23 protein-coding genes are annotated in these 26,626 nt (G+C 63.2%); 11 read left to right on the plus strand and 12 right to left on the minus strand.

Translation table 11 applies throughout. The features are described from left to right. Window positions 1–20: 20 nt before the first annotated feature. From ACU5AY_RS15830 to ACU5AY_RS15840, 3 genes are read right to left on the minus strand one after another with little or no spacing between them, the layout of a single operon-like run. Complete coding sequence (locus ACU5AY_RS15830) at window positions 21–1,109, minus strand: D-TA family PLP-dependent enzyme (protein ID WP_446826917.1); 1,089 nt, start codon at window positions 1,107–1,109, stop codon at window positions 21–23. Next, the gene (locus ACU5AY_RS15835) at window positions 1,110–2,585 is read right to left on the minus strand and encodes a M81 family metallopeptidase (protein WP_446826918.1); all 1,476 of its coding nucleotides are present in this window, start codon (window positions 2,583–2,585) and stop codon (window positions 1,110–1,112) included. It abuts the gene before it with no gap. Between the two features lie 30 nt (window positions 2,586–2,615). Further along, a complete protein-coding gene (locus ACU5AY_RS15840) occupies window positions 2,616–3,107 on the minus strand; it encodes a hypothetical protein (RefSeq protein WP_446826919.1) in 492 nt (163 codons plus the stop codon). Between the two features lie 100 nt (window positions 3,108–3,207). Here ACU5AY_RS15840 and ACU5AY_RS15845 point away from each other — a divergent pair, with 100 nt between their 5' ends. The 5 genes from ACU5AY_RS15845 to ACU5AY_RS15865 are packed head-to-tail and all read left to right on the plus strand — an operon-like array spanning window position 3,208 to window position 8,690. Continuing rightward, window positions 3,208–3,597, plus strand: a complete 390-nt coding sequence (locus tag ACU5AY_RS15845) for a RidA family protein (protein WP_446825643.1) — start codon at window positions 3,208–3,210, stop codon at window positions 3,595–3,597. 23 nt (window positions 3,598–3,620) lie between these two features. Beyond that, window positions 3,621–4,484 (plus strand): MurR/RpiR family transcriptional regulator, encoded by an 864-nt coding sequence (locus ACU5AY_RS15850; RefSeq protein ID WP_446826920.1) that lies wholly within the window; start codon window positions 3,621–3,623, stop codon window positions 4,482–4,484. A 23-nt stretch (window positions 4,485–4,507) separates the two neighbouring features. Next, complete coding sequence (locus ACU5AY_RS15855) at window positions 4,508–5,287, plus strand: SDR family oxidoreductase (RefSeq protein WP_446826921.1); 780 nt, start codon at window positions 4,508–4,510, stop codon at window positions 5,285–5,287. Between the two features lie 33 nt (window positions 5,288–5,320). After that, entirely contained in the window at window positions 5,321–7,240 is a 1,920-nt protein-coding gene (locus tag ACU5AY_RS15860) for a beta-N-acetylhexosaminidase (RefSeq protein ID WP_446826922.1), read from the plus strand. Between the two features lie 10 nt (window positions 7,241–7,250). Continuing rightward, a complete protein-coding gene (locus ACU5AY_RS15865; protein ID WP_446826923.1) occupies window positions 7,251–8,690 on the plus strand; it encodes a M81 family metallopeptidase in 1,440 nt (479 codons plus the stop codon). Here ACU5AY_RS15865 and ACU5AY_RS15870 read toward each other — a convergent pair whose 3' ends face one another. Together ACU5AY_RS15870 and ACU5AY_RS15875 are read right to left on the minus strand one after the other, a co-directional pair. Next, entirely contained in the window at window positions 8,691–9,416 is a 726-nt protein-coding gene (locus ACU5AY_RS15870) for a copper homeostasis protein CutC (RefSeq protein WP_446826924.1), read from the minus strand. It abuts the gene before it with no gap. 88 nt (window positions 9,417–9,504) lie between these two features. Next, window positions 9,505–10,641 carry a fumarylacetoacetate hydrolase family protein gene (locus ACU5AY_RS15875; protein WP_446826925.1) on the minus strand — a complete coding sequence of 379 codons (1,137 nt, stop codon included), beginning with the start codon at window positions 10,639–10,641 and terminating at the stop codon, window positions 9,505–9,507. Between the two features lie 292 nt (window positions 10,642–10,933). Here ACU5AY_RS15875 and ACU5AY_RS15880 point away from each other — a divergent pair, with 292 nt between their 5' ends. Together ACU5AY_RS15880 and ACU5AY_RS15885 are read left to right on the plus strand one after the other, a co-directional pair. Continuing rightward, on the plus strand, window positions 10,934–13,108 hold the full coding sequence (locus tag ACU5AY_RS15880) for a methyl-accepting chemotaxis protein (protein WP_446829034.1): 2,175 nt from the start codon (window positions 10,934–10,936) through the stop codon (window positions 13,106–13,108). A 122-nt stretch (window positions 13,109–13,230) separates the two neighbouring features. Continuing rightward, on the plus strand, window positions 13,231–15,918 hold the full coding sequence (locus ACU5AY_RS15885; protein ID WP_446826926.1) for a bifunctional diguanylate cyclase/phosphodiesterase: 2,688 nt from the start codon (window positions 13,231–13,233) through the stop codon (window positions 15,916–15,918). Between the two features lie 12 nt (window positions 15,919–15,930). Here ACU5AY_RS15885 and ACU5AY_RS15890 read toward each other — a convergent pair whose 3' ends face one another. From ACU5AY_RS15890 to ACU5AY_RS15910, 5 genes are all read right to left on the minus strand, one after another. Continuing rightward, complete coding sequence (locus tag ACU5AY_RS15890) at window positions 15,931–16,671, minus strand: aspartate/glutamate racemase family protein (RefSeq protein WP_446826927.1); 741 nt, start codon at window positions 16,669–16,671, stop codon at window positions 15,931–15,933. Between the two features lie 64 nt (window positions 16,672–16,735). Then, the gene (locus ACU5AY_RS15895) at window positions 16,736–17,554 is read right to left on the minus strand and encodes an ABC transporter permease (RefSeq protein ID WP_446826928.1); all 819 of its coding nucleotides are present in this window, start codon (window positions 17,552–17,554) and stop codon (window positions 16,736–16,738) included. 3 nt (window positions 17,555–17,557) lie between these two features. Beyond that, window positions 17,558–18,448 (minus strand): ABC transporter permease, encoded by an 891-nt coding sequence (locus ACU5AY_RS15900; RefSeq protein WP_446829035.1) that lies wholly within the window; start codon window positions 18,446–18,448, stop codon window positions 17,558–17,560. A 95-nt stretch (window positions 18,449–18,543) separates the two neighbouring features. After that, window positions 18,544–19,833 (minus strand): ABC transporter substrate-binding protein, encoded by a 1,290-nt coding sequence (locus ACU5AY_RS15905; RefSeq protein ID WP_446825653.1) that lies wholly within the window; start codon window positions 19,831–19,833, stop codon window positions 18,544–18,546. Between the two features lie 29 nt (window positions 19,834–19,862). After that, window positions 19,863–20,948 carry an ABC transporter ATP-binding protein gene (locus ACU5AY_RS15910; RefSeq protein ID WP_446826929.1) on the minus strand — a complete coding sequence of 362 codons (1,086 nt, stop codon included), beginning with the start codon at window positions 20,946–20,948 and terminating at the stop codon, window positions 19,863–19,865. Window positions 20,949–21,207: 259 nt separating this feature from the next. Between ACU5AY_RS15910 and ACU5AY_RS15915 the strand changes: the two genes are divergently transcribed. After that, window positions 21,208–21,912: a GntR family transcriptional regulator gene (locus ACU5AY_RS15915; RefSeq protein ID WP_446825655.1), complete on the plus strand. Its 705-nt coding sequence runs from the start codon at window positions 21,208–21,210 to the stop codon at window positions 21,910–21,912. A gap of 38 nt (window positions 21,913–21,950) precedes the next feature. Beyond that, on the plus strand, window positions 21,951–22,331 hold the full coding sequence (locus ACU5AY_RS15920) for a YkvA family protein (protein ID WP_446826930.1): 381 nt from the start codon (window positions 21,951–21,953) through the stop codon (window positions 22,329–22,331). Here ACU5AY_RS15920 and ACU5AY_RS15925 read toward each other — a convergent pair. Further along, a complete protein-coding gene (locus ACU5AY_RS15925; RefSeq protein ID WP_446825657.1) occupies window positions 22,321–23,217 on the minus strand; it encodes a LysR family transcriptional regulator in 897 nt (298 codons plus the stop codon). The two genes, ACU5AY_RS15920 and ACU5AY_RS15925, sit on opposite strands and share 11 nt — an antisense overlap. Window positions 23,218–23,330: 113 nt before the next feature. On the opposite strand from ACU5AY_RS15925, the gene amaB reads away from it, so the two are divergent. Beyond that, a complete protein-coding gene (amaB, locus tag ACU5AY_RS15930; RefSeq protein ID WP_446826931.1) occupies window positions 23,331–24,866 on the plus strand; it encodes an L-piperidine-6-carboxylate dehydrogenase in 1,536 nt (511 codons plus the stop codon). 102 nt (window positions 24,867–24,968) lie between these two features. Here the strand turns inward: amaB and ACU5AY_RS15935 are convergent, their stop codons facing one another. After that, window positions 24,969–26,075 (minus strand): saccharopine dehydrogenase NADP-binding domain-containing protein, encoded by a 1,107-nt coding sequence (locus ACU5AY_RS15935; protein WP_446826932.1) that lies wholly within the window; start codon window positions 26,073–26,075, stop codon window positions 24,969–24,971. A 119-nt stretch (window positions 26,076–26,194) separates the two neighbouring features. Here ACU5AY_RS15935 and ACU5AY_RS15940 point away from each other — a divergent pair, with 119 nt between their 5' ends. After that, the gene (locus ACU5AY_RS15940; protein ID WP_446825660.1) at window positions 26,195–26,626 is read left to right on the plus strand and encodes an Lrp/AsnC family transcriptional regulator; all 432 of its coding nucleotides are present in this window, start codon (window positions 26,195–26,197) and stop codon (window positions 26,624–26,626) included.

The following is a 26,626-nucleotide window of genomic DNA, read 5'->3' on the forward strand; positions in this document are numbered from 1 at the left end:
GCAGGGAGCCCGAGGGCTCCCTACCAGACCAATCCCCGGGCGGCGATCTTCTCGATACGGGTGACCTGGCCGTCGCGGTGGAACACCATCTCATCAAACAAGTTCGAGACCACGCAGGTGTGGTTGGGAATGATGCGGACCCGATCGCCGATCGCCGGCCGTTCGCCGGAAACCTTCGAAAGATCGATGACGCCGTGCTCCTCCGACAGGCCCGTGATGACGGCCTGCGGATAATCCGGCAGGTAGCCGTAATCGGCAAAACCCAGCAGGTCGGAGGTCAGCGCCTTCGACCCCGCATCGATCACCGCGCGGTCGGGCGTCGGGCGGGAGACGACGGTCGCCAGGATATGCATGGCGCAGTCGCGGTAATCGCAATGGCCGGCGCGCACCATCGACCGGTCATTGTAGATATATGTACCGGCACGATGCTCGGTCGCCGACGGCACCAGGTGAGCGGAAAACAGGCTCGGCGTGCCGCCACTGCTGACCACCGGACAGTTGATGCCGGCGTCGCCCAGCAGCGCCAGGGCCTTGGAAAACCAGCGCTCGACCGCCTCTTCACTGGATGCCTTGGGATAGGTCAGGAGCCCGCCGAACGTCAGCCCCATCGATCCGACGATCTGCCTTGCCAGCGCCAGCGCATCCTCCGGCGTCTGCACGCCGCAGCGACCGCCGCCGGTGTCGCATTCGACGAGCACCGTCAGCGGTTTGCCATTGGCGAACGCCCGCGAGAGTGCCGCCACAGTGATCCCGTTGTCGGCCACGACCTTGAGGCTTGCGACGCGATCGTTGAGTGCGACCAGACGGGCAAGCTTCTCGGTGCCGAGAATGTTGAAGGTGATCAGGATGTCGTCGAAGCCGGCATCGGCGAAGACTTCGGCCTCCGTGACCTTCTGGCAGTTGATGCCGCGCGCGCCGGCATCCGTCTGCGCCTTGGCCAGTGCCGGGATCTTGTGGGTCTTGATGTGCGGACGGAAGGCCAGGCCATGCTCGTCCATGTAGGACTGAACGCGGGCGATGTTGCTGGCGAGAACGGTCTCATCGATGACCGGAACGGGGGTCGACAAGCCTGCAAGAGCCATGCCGGGCTTCAGTTCGAAGGGGTTCATTTAAGCGACCACATCCTTTTCTGCGTAGGGATTTTCGACCATCGGCCAGATGGTCCTGCGCGCCTTGCGATAGGGCGTCCTGGCCGGGTTGTTGGGATAGGGCGTCCCGGCCGCGCAGTAAATGATTTTCGAGGCGATCTTGGAGAAGGACGAATAGAAGTGGTTCGTCGACTTTATGACCAGAATCCGCTGCGCCCGCGGATCGATGCCCATGACCTCGAACAGGCTCGGGTCGAAGCTTTGCGCGCGGGTCGAGTTGAGGATCACGTCGATGCCGGCAAAGCGGATATGCGCCGCATCGCCGAAGGGCGCATAGCTTTCGCCGAAGCGCATCTCGGCATTGCGCAACAGCTTGACGACCGTCACCCGCGCATCGACCGGATTGCCGGTGCCGGGCGCGGACTTGGCGCCGAAGCGCAAGGGGATTTCCGCCCCCTCGCCTGCCGCCATGCAGATCTGCACGGCGATCGGGTCCCAGATCGTGCCGAAGGCGGCGCCCGTGACGCCGCGGGACAGAAGCTCTTCCAAAAGTACTGTGGAATCGCCCGCCGTGCCGCCGCCGGGATTGTCCCAGACGTCGGCGATGACGACCGGCCCTTCGGCTGACTTCAGCGCCTCGTCGACGGCCCCCCTCTCATCCAGCTGGGGCATCATGAAGGTGCCGCGAAGGCTGAAAAGCTCCATTCCCAGATCGCGGGCGATCTCGTCTCCCTTTTCCGGCTTGCCGTTGGTGACGGCGATCACCTTGGTCCCCATTTCCGGCACGTCGCCGGCCATGAAGCCGTGAATGACGGAGAGCGACAGGATATCCGGATCGGCGCTCTCCATGTCCATCATGCGGTCGACGAAGGAACGCATCGGCTCGCGCGAGGTCGGGAAGACGTCGATCATCCGGCAGTCGAAGACCGACATGCGCGGCGTCACCCGGCGCTCAACCGTATCGATCGCGATCTGCCAGAGGTCGATGGCGCGATCGACGAAATCGGTATGGGGGAATTCCTTGAAGGCGACGAAGAAGTCCGCGGCCTCGACACGCTTGCGGGTCAGATGGGAATGCGGGTCCAGTTCGGCGCAGACGAGCACGTCGGGACCGACCATCTCGCGTATACGCGACAGGAAATCGCCTTCCGGATCGTCGTAGCCGTCGGCGACCATGGCGCCGTGCAGGCCGAGGACGACGCCATCGACCGGCAGTGCCGCACGCAATTGCTCGAGGATCTCGTCGCGCAGCCCCTCATAGGTCTCGCGGTTGATGAGGCCTGCCGGATCGGCCCAGGTGGCCGTTCCCTCGATCAGTTCAAACCCGTGCTCGCGCGCAAGACGCCGGCCGACCGTGATCGGCGAGGAACAGAGCGTCGGTGTCGCCGGATGCATTCCCGGCGGCGCGTAGAGCGAGGCTTCAAAGGCGCGCCGGTCGATGCAGATCGGCGAGAACGTATTGGTTTCGGTCGCAAGAGCAGCGGTAAAGAAACGCAAGGATGAAGGCCTCCCCGGCATGATTGCGGCTTATTTCCCACCCATCGGATTGGGCAGGTAGCCGGTGAAACCGGAAATCTTCCAGCGTCCCTCATGCAGCCTGCAATAATAGAGCGTCTGCCACTTCATGATGTCTCGCTCGCCATCGGCCTTCAAGATCGAGCCGTCGAACTTCTTGCGCACCAGCGCCATGTCGCCGTTGATCTCGATGTCTTCCAGTGTCGTGGTGGTGAAGATCGCGGTGCGCGGGTCCTCGGCAAAGCTCTCCTTCTGGAAGGATTGCGCCTGGCGCAGCCACTCGTCGCGGTAGTGCCCGAGGGTCGGAAAGGCGAGCCGCCAGTCGTCCGGGCTCTCCGTCTTGCCGCCGTCGATGCCGATGAAGCCATCCTCGACGAAATCGTTCGCGACCATGCTCCAGTCAGCCGCCAGGAAGGCATCGATATCGCGCGGAACAAGCATCTCCCAAATGGCGCTGCGCGCCTTGTCTGAAGCGTCGAAAGGGTTCTTGAACGGGTCGCGCATTTAAATTCTTTTCATGAATTGCAATTTTGTCTGGCAAATTTCCGCCTTATCTGGTCAATTGTCAACGAAATAAGAAAATAATTTGCATAATGAGGGTCACATGACGATCAAGCGATATGGAGCGGAAAAGAAGGGCGCGGGCGGGCAGCGACTGCCGTTTGCGCGTGCCGTCGAAGCGGACGGCTGGCTTTATGTTTCCGGCCAGGTTGCCATGGAAGACGGCGAAATCATCGAAGGCAACATCGTCACACAGACGCACAAGACCATCCAGAATGTCATCGCCATTCTGGAGGAAGCCGGATACGGGCTCGAGCATGTCGTTAGGGTCGGCGTGTGGCTGGACGACCCGCGGGATTTCTGGAGCTTCAACAAGATCTATGAAGGCTATTTCGGCGAACATCCGCCGGCGCGCGCTTGTGTGCAGTCGCGGATGATGGTCGACTGCAAGGTCGAAATCGACTGCGTGGCCTACAAGGCCCGCCAGGCCTAGACCAACGGTAAGCGGGGGACCTCATGGACATTCTCACTCGGCTGCAGCAGGAGAAAGAGGCCCTCTCCCAATCGGAGCGCCGCATCGCCGACATCCTGTTTTCGGATTTCGATTTTGCGGTCAACGCCTCGATCATCGAGCTTGCCGAACGGGCCGACGTCTCGCCGCCGACGGTGACGCGCTTCTGCCGGCGGCTCGAATGCCAGAGCTTCTCCGAGTTCAAGGTGCGGCTGGCCCAGACGGCCTTTGTCGGCACGCGCTACCTCAATCCGACCACCCGGGCGACCTCGCCGCAGGACATCGCCGAGAACGTCATCACCAAGGCGCAGTCGGCGCTTTACGCCCTGCACCGGTCGATCGACCTCGAAAAAGTCGAGGCGGCGGCAACGCGGATTGCCGAGGGGCGGATGATCTATGCCTTCGGGTCCGGCGGCAACTCCTCCATGGTCGCCAACGAAATGCAGAACCGTCTCTTCCGGCTCGGCATCAACGTGACGGCCTGCAACGACCACCAGATGATGCTGATGATGACGGCCGCCGCCACCACGCAGGATGTCATCGTCGGTTCGTCCTTCTCGGGCCGCAACCGGGAACTCGTGCGCATCCTTGAACAAGCGCGGGAATACGGCATCTTCACCATCGCATTGACGCAGAGCGACAGTCCGGTGTCGAGAGCTGCGGGCCTGGCCCTGACGATCGACCTTGCCGAAGGCGTCGACATCTTCCGCCCGACCTCGACGCGTATCGCCTATCTCGCGATGACCGACGTCCTTGCCAATGTGGCGGCCCACAAGATCAAGAACCAGGCGACGGCGACGCTCCGGCGCATCAAGCAGCAGCTGGTGACGTTCCGCGACGAGGACGACCGCCAGCTTCTCGGCGACTAGAGCAATATCGGAGACGAAACGACATGGCGACGAGCGTTGCAGTGGTGACGGGAGCGGCCGGGGACATCGGACGGGCGATCGCCCGCGCCCTTGCCGGTGACCATGAGGCGATCGTGCTCGCCGATATCGACGCTTCGGCGGCGGCAGCGGCCGCAGCCAGCCTCTCGGATGACCGTACCCGCTTCGAACCGTTTGCCTGCGACATCACCGACCCGCAGTCGACGGAAGCGCTGGCGGCCTTCGCCTCGGGGCTCGGGCCGGTCGCTACACTCGTCAACAATGCCGGTGCTGCCCGAGACATCTCCCTGCAGAGCACGACGGGAGACAACTGGCGCCGCGACATGGCGCTCAACCTCGACGGCTGCTTTCATTGCTTCAAGGCGTTCGAAAGCGCGCTGAAGCAGTCGCAGGGCTCGGTCGTCAACATCGCCTCCGTCAACGGCCTCAACGTCTTCGGCCATCCGGCCTACAGCGCCGCCAAGGCCGGCATGATCCACCTCACCCGGCTGATCGCCGTCGAGTACGGCAAGTTCGGCATCCGCGCCAATGCGGTGGCGCCCGGCACCGTGCGCACCCAGGCCTGGGAAGCGCGCGCGGCGGCCAATCCGAACGTCTTCGAGGAGGCGCGCCGCTGGTATCCGCTGCAACGCGTCGTGCCGCCGGAAGACGTGGCGAGCGCCGTGCGATTCCTCGCCGGTCCGGCCGCCCGATCGATCACCGGCGTCTGCCTGCCGGTCGACTGTGGCCTGACGGCCGGCCAGGCGGAACTGGCGGCAACCTTCAGCCAGTCTGCCGATTACTGATGTTCAAAACCTCCCGATAAAAGAGCCCCCATCATGACCATTCCGCTATTTCGCCTAGAAGCTGCCTGGGAACCCGTTGCCGGCACCTCCGGCAAATTCCATTTCTCGCTGGTTAATCTGTCCGAAGAAGCCCTGACCGGCTTTCGTCTCTCGTACACGTCGCTGACCCGGACGGCTGAAAAGCACGTCTGCGAAAATGCCCGTCTCACCAGGAAGGTCGCCAATTATCACGAGTACGCGCCGCCGGAAGGTCTTTCGCTCGCGCCCGGAGCAATCTGGTCTTTCACGGTCGAGGGGCTGACGCGCCCGGCAAAGCATGTCACGGACGGCGCGAAATCCGCCTATGTCACGACGGTCGATAACCGTCATCTGGCCGTGGCGATCGGTGACCTGATGCTCAAGGGCGCGGAAAGCCGGACGCCGCCCCGCCTTCTGCCCGAAGGCAAGGCGGACGAGCCCTTCTCGCTTCTGCCCTGGCCGCGCGAAAGCACGCTGGAACCCGGAACCGAGGTGCCCGTCGCGCTGTTTCCGGCAGCGGGCACTGCTGGCGCCGACGTTGCTGCCATGGCAGCGATCCAGGGGCTCTATCAGCGGCTTTTCCCGGTCGATCACCTGCCCTTCTCGCTCGTCGCGGTCGATGGCGGCATTGCAGTCGAATTTGCCGAAACGTCCGCGCTTGCTCAGGAGGCCTGCGAGATCGCATTCGAACCCGGCGGCATCAAGCTCGTCTATGGCGGCGCTGCCGGCCGGCAATACGGCCTGACCAGCCTTGCGCAGCTGCTCCACGGCGCGCGGCCCGGCGGCAGCGGCTTCCGCTTCCCGAAGTCCGGCCGGATTTCCGACAGCCCGCGCTATGGCTGGCGCGGCTGCCATCTGGACGTCTCCCGCCAATTCATACCGGCCACCGACGTCCTGCGCTTCATCGATCTTCTCGCCTGGCACAAGCTCAACATCTTCCATTGGCACCTGACCGACGACGAGGCGTGGCGCCTGGAGATCAAGGCCTATCCCGCACTGACCGACACCGGCGCGCGCCGCGGCCCGGACGAACCGCTGATCCCGCAGCTCGGCGACGGAGCCGAACCGCGCCATGGCTTCTACAGCCAGGAAGAGGTCAGCGCGATCGTCGCCCATGCCGCCTCGCTCCATATCGAGACGGTGCCGGAAGTCGACATTCCCGGCCATTGCACGGCAGTCCTCATCACCTATCCGGACCTGACCGACGGCCAGGAGGCCCCCGACAGCTACCGCTCCGTTCAAGGCTATCCGAACAACGCGCTCAACCCGGCGATCGAGGCGACCTATGATTTCCTCGGCAAGGTCTTCGATGAAATGGTCGCGCTCTTCCCGTCCGAATATATCCACATCGGCGGCGACGAGGTTGCCGACGGCTCGTGGCTGAAATCGCCGCTCGCCCGTGCCCTGATGGACAAGGAAGGCCTTGCCGGGACCTTCGAGCTGCAATCGCATTTCATGAAGCGGGTGAAGGCGATGCTCGACGCCCGCGGGCGCAAGCTTGCCGGCTGGAACGAGGTCGCGCATGGCGGCGGCGTCAGCGCCGATGGAACGCTGCTGATGGCGTGGCAAAACCCGGAGGTGGGGATAGAGCTTGCACGCGAAGGCTACGACGTAGTCATGACGCCCGGCCAGGCCTATTATCTCGACATGGTGCAGGCCGAGGAATGGCAGGAGCCCGGCGCCAGCTGGGCGGGAACGGTGCCGCCGGCGCACAGCTACGCTTATGAGGCGGAAGGCGAGTTTCCGGAAGACCTGAAGGGACGGCTGCGCGGCATCCAGGCCTGCATCTGGACCGAGAACTTCATCTCGCGCGCCTATTTCAACCATCTGGTCTTCCCGCGCCTCAGCGCGATCGCCGAAGCCGCATGGACACCGAAGGCACGCAAGGACTGGCTGCGTTTCGCGGCGATCGCCCCACTTTCACCCAAGCTTTGAGGAGATGACCATGCGCATCGCCTTCGGCGGCATTCATACGGAATGCTCGACATCTTCCTCGGTGTTCATGAAGGAAGAGGACTTTCGGGTCGTCAGGGGCGACGACCTTCTTGCCGACGCACGGTTCCGCTTCATGGCAGCGGCCGGCATGGACTGCCTGCCGCTGACGCATGCCCGGGCCGTGCCGGGCGGCCCTGTGTCACGCGAGACTTACGAACGCTTCAAGACGGAGTTCCTCGAACGGCTGTCCGCCGTGCTTCCGGTCGACGGCCTCTATCTCGCCATGCATGGCGCGATGAATGTCGAAGGCATGGACGATGCGGAAGCAGACTGGATTTCGGCGGCCTGCGATGTCGTCGGACCCGACTGCGTGGTCGCCGCCAGCTACGACCTGCACGGCAATGTCAGCCAGCCGATCATCGACCGGCTGGACATTTTCGCGGCCTATCGCACGGCCCCGCATATCGACACGCAGGAAACGATGGAGCGGGCCTTCTCCATGCTGGTCGAGGCACTGAAATCCGGCGTGAGGCCCGGCATCGCCTGGGCGAAGATCCCGGTGCTGTTGCCGGGCGAAAGGACCTCGACGGAAGACGAGCCGGCCAAGGGGCTTTATGGCCTGCTGCCGGAGATCGACGGCGTTGCGGGCATTCTCGATGCCAATCTGATGGTGGGTTACGTCTGGGCGGACGAGCCGCGGGCGACGGCGGCGGCAATCATGACCGCGACGGACCGGACGGCCGCGATGCTAGAGGCGGAGAAACTGGCTGCGGCGTACTGGGATGCGCGGACGGACTTCCGCTTCGGGCCGACGACAGGGCCGCTCGAGGATATGCTGAAAGTCGCATCGCAGACAGAGACGAAGCCGATCATCCTCGCAGATTCCGGCGACAACCCGACCGGAGGCGGGGTCGGCGACAGGGCGGACGTGCTTGCCGCGCTGCTTGCCGCCGGCTGGCAGGATGCGCTTGTCGCCGGCATCTGCGACCGGCCTTCGGTGGAGGCCTGCTTTGCCGCCGGCGAAGGACAGAGCGTGACGCTCACCATCGGCGGCAGCCTCGATCCGGCGAGCCAACCGGTCGCGGTCGAGGCACATGTCGTGCGGCTGGACGATCCCGCCGATGCGCCCGAGCGGCAGGCCGTCGTCGAGATCGGCGGCCTAACCGTCGTTCTTTCGGCACGACGTCGCCCCTATCACAACATCGCCGATTTCACGCGGCTCGGACTCGATCCGAAATCCGTCCGGCTGCTTGTGGTGAAATCCGGCTATCTGTCGCCGGAGCTGGCGCCGATCGCCAATCCCAACCTGATGGCGCTGACGGACGGTTCGGTCAACCAGGACATCGAGGCCTTGGCAAACGCGCGCCGGCAGCGGCCGATCTATCCGTTCCAGAAGGATTTCGAGTTCAAGCCGGAAGCGGTGCTTTCGAAACGGTGGCAGACGCGCTGATCAGAGCGTGTCGATCTTCGTCTTCAGGGCGCGTACACTTGCCTCGTCGGTCTTCTTCGGATTGGTCGGGGCAAAGCCAAGCTCGATGACCTTGGGATTGCTGACCGGGACGGAGACGGAACAGGAGCCGTGGATCTCATTCGTCTTCAATCGCGGCAGCAATACGTCGATCGTTTCCGAATTGACGCCGGAGCCGGGCATGATGGAAATGCGGCCGGCCGCCACTTCGATGGCCCGTTCGATGACATCGACGCCTTCCGGTGCGGTGCGCTTCCCGCCGGAGGTCAGGATGCGTTCGAAGCCGAGCGAGATCGCCATCTCGACGGCCTCGTCGAAATCCGGGACGAGATCGATCGCCCGGTGGAGCGTCATGCCGAGCCCTTCGGAATGACCGGTGAGGATCTTCAGGAGATTGTAGTCGAGGCGGCCATCGGGCCGCGTGGCGCCGAGCACCACGCCATCGACGCCGGCGCGCCGGACCATGTCGATTTCGCGCATCAGCATCGAAAACTCCGATTCGGAGTAGACGAAATCGCCATCGCGCGGGCGGATCATGGCGTAGCAGGGGATGGACAGGTTCACGGCGGCCGCAATGAGGCCCGGGGTCGGGGTCAGCCCGCCGATGGAGAGCGCACTACAGAGTTCCAGCCTGCCCGCCCCTCCGCGAAAGGCTGCCATCATGCCAATTTCATCATCAATGCAGACTTCGAGAATACGCTCGGCCATGAACTCTCCCACTCCTCTTGGGTGGCAAAGAATTTATGGCCTGAAGGCGGCGTGACAACCGCCTTCAGCGCATAGCTTCTATTCGCAATCAGAGGAGCTGGCGCTTCGAAAGATTGCGCATCAGCGCCGAAACCCCGAAGGTCCAGGGCTCGCATTCCGTCGACAGGCGGACCCGGTTGCTGAGCGCGCCAAGGCGATCGTTGGAAATCGTCACGACGTCGTCGCCCTTGTGCGTGAAGCCCTGCCCCGGAAAGTCCCGGTCCTCCACCGGCGCAAACAGCGTGCCGAGGAACAGCATGAATCCGTCCGGATACTGGTGGTGACGGCCAATCGTCTGGGCGACGAGGTCGAGCGGATCGCGGCTGATCTCCTTCATCGAGCTCTTGCCGTGCAGCACATAGCCGTCCGTGCCTTCGATCAGGAGATCCAGTTCCGCCTGCCGGACATCGTCGATCGTGTAAGTCTCATCGAACAGACGGATGAACGGGCCGATCGCGCAGGAGGCGTTGTTGTCCTTCGCCTTGCCGAGCAGCAGGGCCGAGCGGCCCTCGACGTCCCGCAGGTTGACGTCGTTGCCTAGCGTCGCGCCCTTCACCTCGCCGCGGCTGTTGACCGCCAGCACGATCTCCGGCTCGGGATTGTTCCACTTCGAGACGGGGTGAAGCCCCACATCCGCACCGTGGCCGACAGAGGACATGACCTGAGACTTGGTGAAGACCTCAGCGTCCGGACCGATGCCGACCTCGAGATATTGCGACCAGACGCCTTCCTCGATCAGCGCCTGCTTGACCCTCTCGGCGTCCGGCGAACCGGCCTTCAGGTTGCGCAGGCTGTCGCCGATGATGGAGGTGACCTTCTCCCGGATCTTCAGTGCGAGCGCCGCATTGCCGGCGGCGCGTTCCTCGATGACGCGCTCGATCATCGAGCGGGCGAAGGTAACGCCGCAGGCCTTGACCGCCTGGAGGTCGCAGGGTGCGAGCAGCGTCAATGCCTTGCCCTGCGGTGCCTCGAGCAGATCTGTCACCGCGCAGAGCGTCTCCCCCTTCGCCGCGCGGGCGTAGGCGGCGGGATCGTCTTTCTCGAGCAGATCACGCATGGTCGGGGCATCCTTGCCGGTAATGTCGACCACATTGCCGTCACGCAGAACGACCAGAGCCGGGCCGTCGATGTCCCGATGCCAGACACGCCCCACGAAAAGTCCGGTTGTAAATTCCTGCGCCGACATGGCCTTCTCCTCATCCTGTTTCGAGGGACAGTCATAGGGTGACCGCCGGCGAAACGTCAACGCCGCATCGTGGCGCGCAAGGCCAATAGTCAATACTTACGCGATCGCTTAACCGCTTGATAAGGCATTTTGCAAATAATGCCCGGGATTTGAGGGCGTTTGGGCGCCACACTGTATTGGGGGGCCATTGGTGAAAAATCCTGTTCGAAATATTCCGCTGTTCCAATTCTCGTCGATCAAGGCCAAGTTTGCCTTGCTGGTCATTGGTGCGACACTGGTTTCATGCTTGTCCGTGGGTCTGCTGAGCTACCAGATCGGTAAGCAGGGGCTTATCGAAGCGAGCGAGCTTCGCCTGGCGTCGATCGCCGGCAACCAGGCGAAGGATGTGTCCAACTATGTCGTGCGCGTCAACCAGACATTGAGCGACATAGGGCAGAACACGGCCGTCGCCGACGCGGTGGACAACATCGCCTCCATCATGTCGTCCGAGCGCGACAACATCCTCAAGACTTTTTCGCCGTCCGGCTCGACGCTTGACCAGCGCGTGAAGGAAGACGGCTCGGCGACCAAGTTGATCTACGGCATGCGCCATTCGACGATCCACAGCTCGCTGGTCGCGGCCTGGAAGAACGCCAAGGTCAGCGACATCTACGTCGTCAACCAGGAAGGCCTGATCGTCTACTCCGTCACCAAGGGTCGCGAGTTCCTGCAGAGCGTCAGCGATCCGGGCAACGAGCCGCTCGCCAAGATCATCGAGGAAGCCGGCAAGAGCACCGAGACGAAGGATTTCGTCGAGGGCTTCCAGCCCTACAAGGCCGAAGACGGTGACGTGTCGGCGTTCATCGGCCGACCGCTTGAGATTCTCTACTGGGGCAAGCCCACCCGCAAGGGATTCGTGATCATCCGCGTCTCCAGCTCCAAGCTTGCGCAAGTCGTCGAACCGGAAGGCCTTGGCTCGACCGTCGACGCCGGCTTCCTGCTGACCGGCAACGGTGAGCTGCGCGCCGGCGCGGCGAGCTTCGCCAAGGACGGCAAGGCGCCCGCAGATCTCGCTGCGGCCGCCGGCCAGTCCTCATCCGGTTCGCTGCTTGCCTCCGACGACCAGGGTTCGTTCTTCTACTCCTATCTGCCGATCTCGCTTTTCGGTGAAAACGACATGCTTGTCGTCGGCCAGGAAGAGAGCAAGGTTCTGGCCGCCTCGACCAAGCTGGCGCAGTCGGCAATTGTCGCCACGCTTGCCGTGCTTGCCATCATGGGCCTCGTCGGTGCCTTTGTCGCAGCCCGCATGACGCGTCCGCTAACCAAGCTGGCGGAATTGATGAACCGCCTGAATGCCGGCGACAAGTCGATCGTCATCGAAGGCGTCGAGCGCAAGGACGAAATCGGCACCATGGCGCGCGCACTGGATTCCTTCCGCAACAGTGCACTCGAAAAGGACGCCATGGAGATCAGCGCCGCCGAGAAGAACCGCGAGATCGAAACGGAACGCGTCCAGCGCGAAGCCGAGAAGGCGCGCAGCGCCGCCGACCTCGAGGCGGCGGTCGCAGCTCTCGCCAGCGGGTTGAAGAACCTCGCCGGCGGCAGGCTCAGCCACCGGATCAACGTTCCCTTCGTCGCCAGCCTCGACCAGCTGCGTGTGGACTTCAACCTGTCCATGCAGCAACTGGAAGAGACGATCGGCGCCATCGGCGAAAGCGTCGACACGATCAGCGGCGGTTCGGCCAGCCTGAAGACGGCTTCCGAGAGCCTCTCGCAGCGTACCGAGCGGCAGGCAGCCGCTCTTGAGCAGACGGCGGCCGCGCTTGGCAGCATCACCGAGACGCTGAAGGAGACGCGCGGACGCTGCGAACATGCTGAAGCCGTGACCACGCAGACGACGCAGCAGGCGAGTGCTTCGGCCTCGATCGTCCGCGAAGCCATCTCGGCGATGGACAAGATCGAGAGTTCCTCGCAACAGATCCGCCAGATCATCGACGTGATCGACCAGATCGCCTTCCAGACCAACCTGCTGGCGCTCAACGCCGGGGTCGAGGCAGCACGTGCCGGTGATGCCGGCAAGGGCTTTGCCGTTGTCGCGCAGGAAGTCCGCGAACTCGCCCAACGTTCGGCAGCCGCCGCCAAGGACATCAACGCCCTGATCAACGGCTCCGCGACCGACGTCGAGAACGGTGTGGCGCTGGTGCTGAAGACGGGCGAAGGCCTGACCAAGATCGAAGAGGGCATCCAGGCGATCAGCGCCGAGATCAACGGTATCGTCATGGCGTCTCGTGATCAGTCCGAGCGTCTGGGCGAGATCAACTCCACCGTTGTCTCTCTCGACCAGGTCACGCAGCAGAATGCGGCGATGGTCGAGGAGACCACCGCATCGGCCCACAGCCTCGACAGCGAGAGCATCGTGCTGAGCCAGCGCATCAGCCACTTCCAGATCGGCGATGCACGGACACGCGCAGTCGGCCGGGCCGCCTGACAATTATGCCCCCGTGGCCTGGCCGCGGGGGCATTTCTCACCCCGGGGAACGCAGCAAATTCTTAAACCTATTGGTGCAATACTGCCGAGTATAGTTGTGAATTAACCCGGTCCCTGGTTGAATGGCAGACAGACGAGCACATTCCCTGCGCCGCATTGCGGTGAGATTGGTCAAGGCGCCCTACCTTCCCGGGCTGCTGCTCGTCGTCGCAATCTTCAGCGCACTTTTCTATGCCGACTTCGTCCGCAAGAAGTCGGCCGAGACCATGGCGCGAACGAAGGTTCATGAGGAACTGAACCTCATCCGCAGCAAGCTGGAAGGCAAGATCAACGGCAACATCCTGCTGGCACAGGGCCTCGCGGCGGCGGTCGCGACGGAACCCGACATGCCGGGGGAGAGCTTCGACAGGCTCGCCGGCCACCTCATGCAATCGGGCACGCAGATCAGAAGCATCGCGCTGGCACCCAACCTCGTCGTCAATCACGTCTACCCGCTGAAGGGTAATGAAAAGGCCCTGGGGCTAGACTACCGGAAGAACGACGACCAGCGCTCCGCCGTCTACAGGGCCCGTGACGAGAACAGGGTGACGCTCGCCGGTCCCGTCAACCTTGTGCAAGGCGGCCAGGGGCTGCTCGTGCGATATCCGGTCAATGTCACGGACCCGGATGGAAAAACGACGTTCTGGGGCGTTCTGTCCGCCGTCATCGATCTGGACAAGCTTTACCGGGAGAGCGGCCTCGACGCGGCTGCCAAGAACCTGCACATCACGGTCGGGGCCATCAACCACGACAACGGGTCGATCCGCTATTTCTACGGCAGCCGCGCCGAAGCGGGCCGGATGCCGACAGCGGCGGCAATCGATCTCGGCTATGAGCAATGGATCATGCTCGCCTCTCCGAAGGAGGGTTGGGATGTGTTGCCGGAGGGGACCGCAACCTTCCGCCTCACCCTGGCACTCGTCGGCCTGCTGATCATTCTGCCGCTCCTGTGGATCGGCCGCCTGATGCGCGAACGCCACGAGAATGTCCTGGCGTTGAGGAACCGCGAGGAGCAGCTCGAAGAGCTGTCCCAGAGGCTCGGGGTCGCCCTCGAAACCTCCCAGATCGGCGTCTGGGACTATGACGTCGACGAAGACATCCTCATCTGGGATGAGCGCATGCGCGACATCTACGGCATGTCGAGAGGCCAGGTGAACAACATCTATGAGGACTGGGAGCGATCCCTGCATCCCGAAGACCTGCCGATCGCGAAAGCCACTTTCGCGGAAACCATCGCCACCGGGCGTAAATACATCACCCAGTTCCGGATCATCACGGAAACGGGGGAAATCCGGCATATCCGCGCCTACGGTACGGCTTACCGGGACCGCCGGGGTCATTACAAGATCGTCGGAGTAAACTGGAACGTCACCGAGGATATCCGCCTCCAGGACGAGTTGAAGGCAGCCAAGAAGAAGGCGGATGAGCAGAACCGCGAGCTGGAAATCGCCCGCAAGCGGATGGAGTACAATTCACTGCACGATGCGCTGACCGGGCTGCCGAACCGGCGCTTCCTCGATCAGATTCTCGCCGAACGCGATGCCGGAGCGAAAGCGCCGGGCATGACCCTGCTGCATATCGACCTCGACCGGTTCAAGGACATCAACGATACGCTCGGGCACGGCGCCGGAGACCGTATTCTCAAGCACACTGCCGACACCCTGCTGGCCAATGTCGGCGTCACCGAATTCGTGGCACGCATCGGCGGCGACGAATTCGTCGTGATCACCGGCGGCAATGGCGGCCCGGAGGACAGCAGCCAGCTCGCCGAGAAACTGATCGAAGGCATCAGCCGGCCCGTCGACTACAACGGGCACGAATGCCGGGTCGGCGCCAGCATCGGCGTCGCGTCCCGCACCGATTTTTCGGAGAAGGCCGACGACCTGCTGATCAATGCGGACATCGCCCTCTACGAAGCCAAGCGCCGCGGCCGCAACCGGGTGGAATTCTTCTCCGATGAGCTTCGCGCGGTCGCCGTCTCGAACAAGCGCACGGCCGACGAAATCCTTCGCGGCCTGGAGCACGGAGAATTCATCCCGTATTTCCAGCCGCAGTTCGATGCGCGGACGCTCGAAATCGCCGGCGTCGAGGCGCTCGCCCGCTGGGAGCATCCGGAAAAGGGGATGCTGCCCCCTTCCGCCTTCCTGCCGATCGCCGAAGCGCTCAACAACGTCGCCCAGATCGACGCGAGCATCCTGCACCAGGCGCTGTTCCAGTATCACCGCTGGCAGGCGGCCGGACTTGCCATACCGCAGGTATCGGTCAACATCTCCGCCCAGCGTCTGCTGGACGACGGCCTGATCGAAAAGCTGCGCGAGATCGCTCCAGCGCCCGGCTCGCTGTCGTTCGAACTCCTGGAATCGATCTCGTTCGATGACGAGGACGATATGCTGCTGAGCCGGATCAAGGCCATCAAGGAGCTGGGGATCGCCATCGAGCTCGACGATTTCGGCACCGGCTATGCTTCGATCATCAGCCTCATCAACCTGTCGCCGCGCCGGCTCAAGATCGACCGGCAACTGATCAAGCCGGTGCTGTCCGGCGAGTCACAGAAGCAACTGGTGCGATCGATCATCGACATCGGCCGGTCACGGGGTATCGAAAGCGTCGCCGAAGGCATCGAGACGATGGAGCATGCCTCTCTGCTGCGCGACCTCGGCTGCGATCTCCTGCAGGGCTTCGCGCTGGCGCGGCCGATGAGTGCCGACCAGTTTCTGGCCTTCGCCAAGGCATACAAGCCGGCGACATCGCGGCGGCGAAGAAGCGCCTGAGAAAAGCCTTCCCTAGCGGACGGCGGACGGCCCGAAGCTCTCCAGCAGTCCGGTGTAGGGCTTCGATATCGGAAACGAATAGGCTCCACGCTTGGCCGTTCTGAGCCCGAGCGTCACCAGCGCTTCCGCCTGCTTGACGGCGGCACCGACACCATCGATGACCGGCAGCCCGTATTTCTCCTGAAGCTCGGCGGCCATCTCGGCCATGCCGGCGCAACCAAGCACGATCGCCTCGGACCTGTCCTCTTCGATGGAACGGCGGATCTCCGCCTCTAGGCGGGCGCGCGCACCGGACTGCGGATCTTCAAGCGAAAGCACCGGGATGTCGGCCGCCCTCACCCGCGCCCGGCCCGCCATGCCGTAGCGCTGGACGAGGTGTTCCAGAGGGTCGAGCGAGATCACCATGGTGGTGACGACGCCGATGCGGCGGGCGATGAAGGAGGCGGCGGCAAGGCCCGCCTCGCAGATGCCGATGACGGGGATGGCGGCCATGGCGCGAGCGGCATCGAGGCCGGTGTCGTCGAAGCAGGCGATGACGGCCGCATCCGCTCCGGCCTTCTCACCCGCCGCGATTTCCGCAAGCAGGCCCGGAACCGCGAACGCCTCGTCGTAGTAACCCTCGATCGAGACCGGGCCCATGGCCGAGGTCACAGCGGAGATCTGCGTGCCCGGGGCCGCGACGCGCACCGCCGCCGAAGCGATGGTCTCCGTCATGCTGGCGGTGGTGTTGGGGTTCACGACGAGGATGCGCATGGAAGGTCCGTCAGTTCGCCGACCCAGGTCGACGGTGCATTGCAGGGAAACAGTTGACCGGAGGTCACGCCCGCGCGCGCTTCCGCCCAAGATAGACGATCACCGCGAGCGTCGTACCGATGACCGCGAAGGAGAACAGCGTGGTCACGGTGCCGAGCGCATAGAGCACCGGCGTCGTCACATTGGTGGTCATGCCGTAGATTTCGAGCGGCAGTGTGTTGTAGCTGCCGGCCGTCAGCAGAGTGCGGGCAAACTCGTCATAGGAAAGCGAGAAGCCGAACAGGCCGACGCCGACGAGGCTCGGCGCGATCATCGGCAACAGCACGTTCGAGAAGGTCTGCCAGGGAGAGGCGCCGAGATCGCGGGCCGCTTCTTCGTAGGACGGCGAGAAGCGGTTGAAGACCGCAAACATGATGAGAACGCCGAAGGGCAGCGTCCAGGTGAGGTGCGCCCCGAAGGCCGAGGAATACCAGAACGGCTTGAAGCCGAATTGCTGGAACATCACGCCGATACCAAGGCTGACGATGATCGACGGCACCACGAGGCTGGCGATGGCGAGATAGAAGAGCGCGGTCGAGCCGACGAAACGCCTGCGGAAGGCAAGCCCCGCCAAAAGCGAGACGACGACCGTAACGGCCATGACCAAAAGGCCGAGGGTGACTGAGCGGGTGATCGAGCCGGCGAAGTCGCCGACGGCCTGCTTTTCAAACAGGTTGGCGAACCAGCGCACCGACCAGCTGTTCATCGGGAAGGTCAGGCCGCCGTTCGGACCCTGGAAGGACAGGATGAAGATCGCCGACATCGGCCCGTAGAGGAACAGGACGAAGATCGCGAAGAAGATGGCGAGGACATAGAAGCCGGTGCCGCGCTTTTCGTGGTGCATGGTTCAGAGCTCCTTCCTGATGTCGACGATCCGCAGGATGCCTGAGACGATGATCAGAACCGCAAGCAGCAGCACCACAGCATTGGCGGCGGCGGCCGGATATTGCAGGAGCGACATCTGGTTCTTCATCATCAGCGCGACCGATGCGCTCTGGCCGCCGGACATAACCTGCACGGTGGTGAAATCGGCCATCACCAGCGTGACGACGAAGATCGTGCCGATCGCCATGCCGGGCTTGGCCAGCGGAATGATGACGTTCCAGAGCGTCTGCCAGCCCGTCGCGCCGGCATCCTTGGCGGCCTCCACCAGCGAGCGGTCGATGCGCATCAGCGTGTTGAAGATCGGCGTGACCATGAACAACGTGTAGAGATGGACCATGGCGAGCACCACGGCGAAATCCGAGTAGAGCAGCCATTCGACCGGTGAGGAGACCAGTCCGGCCTTCAGCAGCCCCATGTTGACGAGGCCATTGCGCCCGAGCACCGGAATCCAGGAAATCATGCGGATAATGTTCGACGTCAGGAACGGAACGGTGCAGACGAGGAAGAGGATCGTCTGCATGGCCGCGCTTCTGACATGGAAGGCGAGGAAATAGGCGACCCAGAAGCCTATCACCAGCGTCAGCGCCCAGACGATCGCCGCATATTTCAGGGTGTTGAGGTAGGTCTTCCAGGTGACCCAGGAAAACAGCACATCCTCGTAATTGGTCCAGAGGAAATCGGGATAGATACCGGCGAAGTCGTAGTCCCAGAAGCTGACGGCAATGATCAGCACGATCGGCAGCAGGAAGAAGAAGCCGAGGATCAGCGTCAGCGGTGTGGCCTGGAGATAGGAGGCGGCGCTACCGGCCATTCGCGAGGCGAGGCTGGTCTTCACGCGCTTCATCGGCATCATGTCATCTGTGGCAGCGGTGCTCACGGGTGCCGTCTCCTATGACCGGGCTTTGGATGGCGCCCCTCCCCCGCAGATCGAGGGAGGGGCAGTCGTTATCAGGCTGCGATGAACTCGTTCCAGCGCTTGACCATGTAGCGGTCCTCGTCCATCACCGAGTTCCAGCAGGCGACGTGGCCCATGCGCTCCATGAACGAGCCGCCGTCGCGAACGGCACCGGCCTTCTCCATGACCTTGCCTTCCGGCGACAGGATATCGCCCTCGGCCGGCTTGCCTTCGATCCAGTAGCCCCATTCGTCGGCGGACATGTATTCCTTGGCGGTGTCCATGCAGGCCGAGTAATAGCCCTGACGGTTGAGGTAGCCACCGACCCAGCCGGACGTGTACCAGTTGATGTATTCGTAGGCTGCGTCGAGCTCGGCGCCGGAGAGGTGCGAGGCAAGGCCAAGACCGCCGCCCCACGAACGGTAGCCTTCCTTGAGCGGCTGGTACTTGCAGGCGATGCCCTTGGAGCGGACGGCGGCGACGGCCGGCGACCACATGGACTGGATCACGACTTCGCCGGAGGCCATCAGGTTGACGGACTCGTCGAAGGACTTCCAGAAGGCGCGGAACTGGCCGTCCTGCTTGGCCTTGATGAGGAAGTCGATCGTCTTGTCGATCTCTTCCTTGGTCATGTTGCCCTTGTCGGCATACTTGATGTTGCCCATGGCTTCCATGATCATGGCGGCATCCATGATGCCGATCGACGGAATGTTGAGGATCGAGGTCTTGCCCTTGAAGGCCGGATCCATGATGTCGGCCCAGGTGGTGATCTCGCGGCCGACGAGGTCCGGACGGATGCCGAGCGTATCGGCGTTGTAGATCGTCGGGACCATCGTGAACCAGCCGGTTTCGCCGGCAGCGAACGTCTTGTCGCCGGGCTTTTCGACGAAGCCGACGGTATGCGGCGCGGTGCCCTGGGCAATGACGCTGTCGGGCGTCAGCTTACCGGTTTTGAAGAGCGGCACGATCTTGTCATAGTATTTCAGCTTGGAGGTATCCATCGGCTGGATGGCGCCCGACGGGTAGACCTTCTTCAGGATCCAGTATTCGATGTCGGCGATGTCATAGCTGTCCGGCTGGGTGACCGTACGCTGCGCGGCGGCGTCGGAGTCGAGCGCGGTCATTTCGAGCGTGATTCCGAGGTCTTCCTTGCACTTCTCGGCGATGGCGTTGATGTTGGAAACGCCCGTGCCGATCTGGCGCAGCGTGATCGGGTTCTTCGCCCAGATGGTCGGGAAGCCGGTGATGACGCCGGTGCCGGCGGCAAGACCGGCCGCCGCGGCGCCCGTCTTGAGGATGTCGCGGCGCGTCAGCCCCTTCTTCTCTGTCTTCGTCTCGCTCATAGCTGTTCTCCTGGTGGTTTTGTTGACGGTCATTTATCGATCCGACCGAGGACGACCACATCCCCGGCATCCCAAGCGAGCGCCACGGCGTCTCCGACCTTGACCGGCCGGGCGAAAAACTCCGTGTCCCCCACAATCGCAGTGAAATCCGTGATCCCCGCACCGTCCGCGGTCAGCTTCACGGAGGAGCCGCGATATTCGACATTGGTGATCGTGCCGGAGAAGCCGAGACCCGGCGCCGTCGGCTCGCCGAGGCGCACGCGGTCCGTGCGCACGGCGATGTCGACGGGTTCACCGGGATCGCGCGGGCCGTCGATGGCCGTGAAGACGGCATCCTCGACCGCGACCGACAGGAAGTTGCCGTCATGGCCGGCCGCCTTGCCGGAGATCACGTTGTGGTCGCCCATGAAGCGGGCGACGAATGCGGTTGCCGGACGCTCGAAGACCGTGCGCGGCGCCGCGGCCTGCTCAATGCGGCCGTCGTTCATGACCACGATCAGGTCGGCCAGCGCCAGGGCCTCCTCCTGGCTGTGCGTGACATGAACGAAGGTGATGCCGAGCGAGGTCTGCAGCTTCTTCAGCTCGGCGCGCATGTGCACCTTCAGGAAGGGATCGAGTGCCGACAGCGGCTCGTCGAGGAGCAGCGCCTCCGGATCGGTGATCAGCGCGCGGGCAAGCGCCACGCGCTGCTGCTGGCCGCCCGAAAGCTGGGTGGGCTTGCGCGTCGCATAGCGCTCCATCTGCATGAGCTTGAGCATTTCCAGCGCCTTGGCACGCCGCTCCTCGCGGGCAACACCCTTCATCTTCAGGCTGAAGGCGACATTGTCGATGAGGTCGAGATGCGGGAAGAGCGCATAGGACTGGAACATCATCGCCGTGCCGCGGCGCGCCGGCGGCAGGTCGGACACGTTCTTGTTGCCGAGGATCACGTCGCCCTCGGTGATGCTCTCATGCCCGGCGACCATGCGCAGCGTCGTCGTCTTGCCGCACCCCGACGGGCCGAGCAGGCAGCAATAGGTGCCGGCCGGAATTTTGAGGTTGATGCCGTGGACGGCGGTCGTTGCGCCGTATTTTTTGACGACAGATACGATTTCGATTTCTGCAGCTTTGCTCATGCGGCGCCCCTTCGCTTGCCAAATGAGAAATGCATTTCGCGTGCCAGACTCAAGAAGCCTCTGATATCATGGAGGTTTCTGGCACACGCTGCCTGCTCACAAAATTGACAAATGTCGCATTGCACAAAATTTAACCTATTGTCTCCGATGCAATGTCAAAATTGTATGCAATCTGATGGCACTTTTTCAGACACTCGCCATTTGCATGAAAAGCGGTTCGGGATTAAATGAAGTCATCGAAATGCGGTGAATTCCTTCCATGACTGACGCAGCCTATTCCATCGACGCACCGGCAGAAGACCGGGCCCAGGCCATTCGCGACGCGCTTCGCGATGCGATCGTTGATCGCCGCCTGGTGCCCGGCACGAAGCTCTCCGAGGCGGAGGTGGGAACGCTGTTCGACGCGAGCCGCACGGTCGTGCGCTCGGCCCTGCAGATGCTGGCCTTCGAAGGCCTGGTCAAAACCGAGCGCAACCGCGGCGCGTTCATCTCCAATCCGACGCCGGAGGAAGCGCGGCAGGTCTTTGCATCGAGACGTCTGATCGAACCCGGCATCGCCACTGCCGCCGCCGAGCGGATCAAGGCCACCGACATCGCCCGCTTCCGCAAGCAGCTGGATGAGGAATCGCGCTTCATGAACGCCCGCGGGCCGCAGGCGCGGCGCGGAGAGATCAAGGCGTCCGGCGACTTTCACCTGATGCTGGCGGAAGTCGCAGGCAACCAGATCCTGCAGCGTTTCATGGACGAGCTCGTCGCCCGCTCCTCGCTGGTCATCGCGCTTTACGGACGCACCGGCATTTCGAGTTGCGGCCACAGCGAGCATACCGGCATTCTCGACTCCCTGGAAAAGGGCGATGCAAAGCGCGCCGCCGACCTGATGCTGCACCACATCGACCATATCGAGGCCGATCTCGACTACCGCATGCGTGAAGGCCTGGCGCTGAAGGATGCGCTGGACCTGTAGGCCGGACAGGCGTTCTGGGCGCTTGGGGAGGACCGGGCATGGCATGGAACCTGCGCAACTGGGCGCGCGCCATGAAGCGCGACGTCTCGGCGCTCTACCGCGCCAGCCGTGATCCGCGTGTCCCCTGGCACGCGAAGGCGCTGGCCGTCATCATAGTCGGCTATGCGCTGTCACCGATCGATCTCATTCCGGATTTCGTTCCCGTCATCGGCTATCTCGACGACATCATCCTGGTGCCGCTCGGCATATGGGCCGCGATCAAGCTCATTCCGCCGGAGATCATGGCGGAGCACCGCCGGCTGACATCCGCAGAGCGGCCGGCCAGCAAAGCGGCCGCAGCCGTCATCATCGCCATCTGGATCGCGGTCTTTGCGGTCGTCGCTGTCTGGCTCGCCCGGTGGCTGCGCCCTACTCCCTGACCTGCGACGAGATCCAGACGCGGAAGGCTTCGGCCAGCGGATTTTCGCGCTTTCCCTCCGGTACGACGACATAGTAGCTGTTTTCGGTCGTCAGCGGCTGCTCGAACAGGATCGCCAGCCGGCCATCGGCAAGCTCCTGTTCGATCAGGTAGCGCGGCAGGAGGGCGGCGCCGAGCCCGGCAATGGCCGCCTCGATCTGCATGGAAAACTGTCCGAAGCGATGACCGCTGAAGGCGCCGGCCGTTTCCAGCCCCTGTTCGTCGAACCACTCCGCCCAGAGCTTCGGTCGTGCAGTCAGGTGCAGGAGCGGAACATCGGCGAGGTCGGCGGACGTCAGTCCTGCCATGCGCGCTTTCAGCGCCGGACAGGCGACCGGCAAGATGACTTCGCGACACAGATAGTGGCAGACGGCCTTCGCCCAGACCGGCTGGCCGTAATGGATCGCCAGATCGAAGTTTTCTTCGTCGAAATCGAAAGGCTCGGAGCGAGAGGCGAGTTCGAGCGTCGTTCCCGGATGGCCTTCGAGAAAACCCGGCAGCCGCGGCGTCAGCCAACGGCTGGCAAATGTCGGTAGTGTGGCGATCGAAAGGTTTTGTTGGCCGGCGCGCGAGGCCATCGCCTTCAGCACCATGGCCTCCGTGCGATTGAGAAGATTGCGCACTTCCGGCAGCAGCGCATGCCCCTGCTCCGACAGGACGACACGCTGGCGCACACGCTCGAACAGGGTGAGACCGAGGCGGACCTCCAGTTCCTTGATCTGGCGGCTGACGGCGCTCTGTGTCAGGTTGAGTTCGCGCGCCGCCTGGGTGAAGCCGCCATGCCTGGCGGCGCATTCGAACGCCTGCAGCGTCGCCATGTCCGGCATCTGCCGTCTGTTGAGCTTCATGACCATAACGCATCACCTGAACTGCGAATTTTGCAATATTACCCCGATGAATTTCATTATAATGCTGAAACGGAATTAACTTACAAGCGACCCCATTCGCGATAGAGGTGCCCATGACCATTGCAGCTTCAAAAATCAACGTGCCCAAGGAAGCCGCCGCCCTGCTGGAAAAGCTGGGCGTCGATGCGGCGCTCTATACCGGCGGCAGCATGGCGTCGAATTCGCCGGTGACCGGCGAACAGATCGCTGCGCTTACCCCGCACACACCGGAAGCTGCTGCTGAAATCATCGCCAATGCCGACGCCGCGTTCCGCATCTGGCGCAACGTGCCGGCGCCGAAGCGCGGCGAACTGATCCGTCTGCTCGGCGAGGAATTGCGGGCCGCCAAGGCCGATCTCGGCCGGCTTGTGTCGATCGAGGCCGGCAAGATCGCCTCCGAAGGCCTCGGCGAGGTGCAGGAGATGATCGACATCTGCGATTTCGCCGTCGGCCTCTCCCGTCAGCTCTACGGCCTGACGATCGCCACCGAACGGCCGGGCCACCGGATGATGGAAACCTGGCATCCGCTGGGCGTCGTCGGCATCATCTCCGCTTTCAATTTCCCGGTCGCCGTCTGGTCGTGGAATGCGGCGCTGGCGCTCGTCTGCGGCAATGCGATCGTCTGGAAGCCGTCTGAAAAGACGCCGCTGACGGCACTTGCATCGCAGGCTATCCTCGAGCGCGCCATCGCCCGCTTCGGCGACGCGCCGGTAGGCTTGTCCTCCGTGCTGATCGGCGACCGCGCCATCGGCGAGGTTCTGGTCGACGACCGCAAGGTCGCGCTCGTCTCGGCGACCGGCTCGACCCGCATGGGCCGCGAAGTCGGACCTCGGCTCGCCAGGCGTTTCGCCCGCTCCATCCTCGAACTCGGCGGCAACAATGCCGGCATCGTCTGCCCGTCCGCCGACCTCGACATGGCCCTGCGTGCCATCGCCTTCGGCGCCATGGGCACGGCCGGCCAGCGCTGCACGACGCTGAGGCGCCTGTTCGTCCATGACAGCGTCTACGACGCGCTCGTGCCGCGGCTGAAGAAGGCCTATGAAAGCGTATCGGTTGGCAATCCGCTCGAGACGTCGGCCCTCGTCGGCCCGCTGGTCGACAAGGCCGCCTTCGACGCCATGCAGAAGGCGATCGACACGGCAAAGGCCGCGGGCGGCACGGTGACCGGCGGCCACCGCGTCGATGACGCCGGCAGCGCGCAGGCCTATTATGTGAAGCCAGCGCTCATCGAAATGCCGGCGCAGGTTTCGCCTGTCACCGAAGAAACCTTCGCGCCGATCCTCTACGTGATGAAATACAGCGATTTCGACGAGGCGCTTGCGCTTCACAACGACGTCGCGGCCGGCCTCTCCTCCTCGATCTTCACGCTCGACATGCAGGAGGCCGAGCGCTTCCTGTCGGCGGAAGGTTCCGACTGCGGCATCGCCAACGTCAATATCGGCACGTCGGGTGCGGAAATCGGCGGTGCGTTCGGCGGTGAAAAGGAGACCGGCGGCGGTCGCGAATCCGGTTCCGACGCCTGGAAGGCCTACATGCGCCGGGCAACCAACACGGTCAATTATTCCAAGGCCCTGCCGCTCGCACAGGGTGTGTCCTTCGACATCGATTGATCCTTAAAGGCCGGGGCGAACCTTCGCTCCGGCTCCCAACCTTTTCTGAACATGAAAACGGGGCCGCATGGCCCCGTTTTCATGTCAGGTCTTTGATCGCCACTATCCGGCGATGCGATGGGTCTTGCTTCGGTCTTCATAATACTGCCCGAACCGGTTCTGCAGAAACGCCTCAAGGCTGATTTCTTCCTGGCGGATGAAGCCGGCCTGGCGCGGCAGCTTGCCTTCGGACATCATGTCGAGCACGGCGCAGATGCTGGCAGCCGTGGTGATCTGGATGGCGCTCGTCATGCGACCCGCGACGACGCCGCTATAGACCTTGTTGGCATAGGTTTCCTGGACGAGGCGTCCGTCCTTGCGACCCGAGACGGTAACGAAGATGATCACGACATCCTGCGTCGTTGTCGGCAGCGCGTTTTCGAAGATATCCTTCAGCACCTCGCGGCGGTGGCGCAGGCCGAGATCGTTGAGCAATGCCTTCATGATCGCGGCATGGCCGGGATAGCGAATGGTCCGGTAGTTGAGGGTGCGGACCCTGCCCTTCAGCGTCTCGCAGAGCGTCCCGAGGCCGCCGGAAGTATTGAAGGCCTCATAGGTCACACCGTCGAGCGAGAATTCCTCGCGTTCTTCCAGCGCCGGCACTTCCGTCAGCACACCCTCGACGATCGCCTCACAGGGCTCGATATACTCGTTGATGACGCCGTCGGTGCTCCAGGTCAGATTGTAGTTCAGAGCATTCGACGGATATTGCGGCAGGGCGCCGACCCGCATGCGCACTGACTCCAGCGTATCGAAGCGGCTGGCAAGATCATGCGCGACGATCGAGATGAAGCCCGGTGCAAGCCCGCACTGGGGGATGAAGGCGGTCGTCGCGCCGGTCGCGATTTCCTTCACGCGGCGGGTGGAATCAACGTCCTCGGTCAGGTCGAGATAGTGAACGCCGGCGCTGGCCGCGGCTTCGGCGATGGCGACCGTCAGGTGGAAGGGGGCGGCGCTGAGGACGGCGAACTTGCCGGATAGCAAGGCTTCAAGGCTCGCGCGGTCGGCGATGTCGACGACCCTGGTCGAGACGGCAGGATGTGCTTCGATGGCGGCGAGCTGGTCTTCCGCACGATCCGCGACGACTACCCGATAATCGCCGCTATGGGCGAGCAGGCGGGCAATGGTCGAGCCGATCTTTCCGGCGCCGATGACGACGATATCCTTCATTGCGAATCCCCTTCTGGACATGTTTTCGTCAGCATGACGGAGATTTACGTCGATTTGCAGCTTCCAAAAGACATCATTGCCTTATAGAATTGAACATATAGGCGAAGAGATTGCGCAAAATGACGACAAGCGACAAGGACAGGGCCTTGCTGGATCTTCTGGGCGAAAACGCCCGGATGCCAGTGGCGACCATTGCCCGCCGGCTGGGCCTGTCGCGCACCACCGTCCAGGCGCGCATCGAGAAGCTGGAGCGCGACGGCGTTATCGCCGGCTACGGGGTGCGGCTGTCGTCCGCCTATGAAAGCGGGCTGGTGAAGGCCCATGTGCTGATCACGATCGCACCGAAATCACTTGGCCGGGTGACGGCTGACCTCTCCGCCATCGGCGAAGTCAAGGCGCTGCATTCTGTGAGCGGCAGTTTCGACCTGATCGCGATCGTCGCGTCCACCTCGATCGGCGCCCTTGATCACATCATCGATGCGATCGGTGAGATCGAGGGCGTTGAACGGACACTCTCCTCGATCATCTTGTCGACCAGGATCGATCGCTGA

The organism is Rhizobium sp. PAMB 3174, assembly GCF_052908375.1.

Excerpts from the sequence above, each read along its gene's own strand:
- ACU5AY_RS15840 (WP_446826919.1), bottom strand. The coding sequence starts at position 3,107 with ATGCGCGACCCGTTCAAGAACCCTTTCGACGCTTCAGACAAGGCGCGC.
- ACU5AY_RS15850 (WP_446826920.1), top strand. The coding sequence starts at position 3,621 with ATGGACATTCTCACTCGGCTGCAGCAGGAGAAAGAGGCCCTCTCCCAA.
- ACU5AY_RS15860 (WP_446826922.1), top strand. The coding sequence starts at position 5,321 with ATGACCATTCCGCTATTTCGCCTAGAAGCTGCCTGGGAACCCGTTGCC.
- ACU5AY_RS15885 (WP_446826926.1), top strand. The coding sequence starts at position 13,231 with ATGGCAGACAGACGAGCACATTCCCTGCGCCGCATTGCGGTGAGATTG.
- ACU5AY_RS15925 (WP_446825657.1), bottom strand. The coding sequence starts at position 23,217 with ATGAAGCTCAACAGACGGCAGATGCCGGACATGGCGACGCTGCAGGCG.
- ACU5AY_RS15920 (WP_446826930.1), top strand. The coding sequence starts at position 21,951 with ATGGCATGGAACCTGCGCAACTGGGCGCGCGCCATGAAGCGCGACGTC.
- ACU5AY_RS15875 (WP_446826925.1), bottom strand. The coding sequence starts at position 10,641 with ATGTCGGCGCAGGAATTTACAACCGGACTTTTCGTGGGGCGTGTCTGG.
- ACU5AY_RS15855 (WP_446826921.1), top strand. The coding sequence starts at position 4,508 with ATGGCGACGAGCGTTGCAGTGGTGACGGGAGCGGCCGGGGACATCGGA.
- ACU5AY_RS15905 (WP_446825653.1), bottom strand. The coding sequence starts at position 19,833 with ATGAGCGAGACGAAGACAGAGAAGAAGGGGCTGACGCGCCGCGACATC.
- amaB (WP_446826931.1), top strand. The coding sequence starts at position 23,331 with ATGACCATTGCAGCTTCAAAAATCAACGTGCCCAAGGAAGCCGCCGCC.
- ACU5AY_RS15900 (WP_446829035.1), bottom strand. The coding sequence starts at position 18,448 with ATGATGCCGATGAAGCGCGTGAAGACCAGCCTCGCCTCGCGAATGGCC.
- ACU5AY_RS15935 (WP_446826932.1), bottom strand. The coding sequence starts at position 26,075 with ATGAAGGATATCGTCGTCATCGGCGCCGGAAAGATCGGCTCGACCATT.
- ACU5AY_RS15940 (WP_446825660.1), top strand. The coding sequence starts at position 26,195 with ATGACGACAAGCGACAAGGACAGGGCCTTGCTGGATCTTCTGGGCGAA.
- ACU5AY_RS15895 (WP_446826928.1), bottom strand. The coding sequence starts at position 17,554 with ATGCACCACGAAAAGCGCGGCACCGGCTTCTATGTCCTCGCCATCTTC.
- ACU5AY_RS15845 (WP_446825643.1), top strand. The coding sequence starts at position 3,208 with ATGACGATCAAGCGATATGGAGCGGAAAAGAAGGGCGCGGGCGGGCAG.
- ACU5AY_RS15890 (WP_446826927.1), bottom strand. The coding sequence starts at position 16,671 with ATGCGCATCCTCGTCGTGAACCCCAACACCACCGCCAGCATGACGGAG.
- ACU5AY_RS15870 (WP_446826924.1), bottom strand. The coding sequence starts at position 9,416 with ATGGCCGAGCGTATTCTCGAAGTCTGCATTGATGATGAAATTGGCATG.
- ACU5AY_RS15910 (WP_446826929.1), bottom strand. The coding sequence starts at position 20,948 with ATGAGCAAAGCTGCAGAAATCGAAATCGTATCTGTCGTCAAAAAATAC.
- ACU5AY_RS15830 (WP_446826917.1), bottom strand. The coding sequence starts at position 1,109 with ATGAACCCCTTCGAACTGAAGCCCGGCATGGCTCTTGCAGGCTTGTCG.
- ACU5AY_RS15865 (WP_446826923.1), top strand. The coding sequence starts at position 7,251 with ATGCGCATCGCCTTCGGCGGCATTCATACGGAATGCTCGACATCTTCC.
- ACU5AY_RS15915 (WP_446825655.1), top strand. The coding sequence starts at position 21,208 with ATGACTGACGCAGCCTATTCCATCGACGCACCGGCAGAAGACCGGGCC.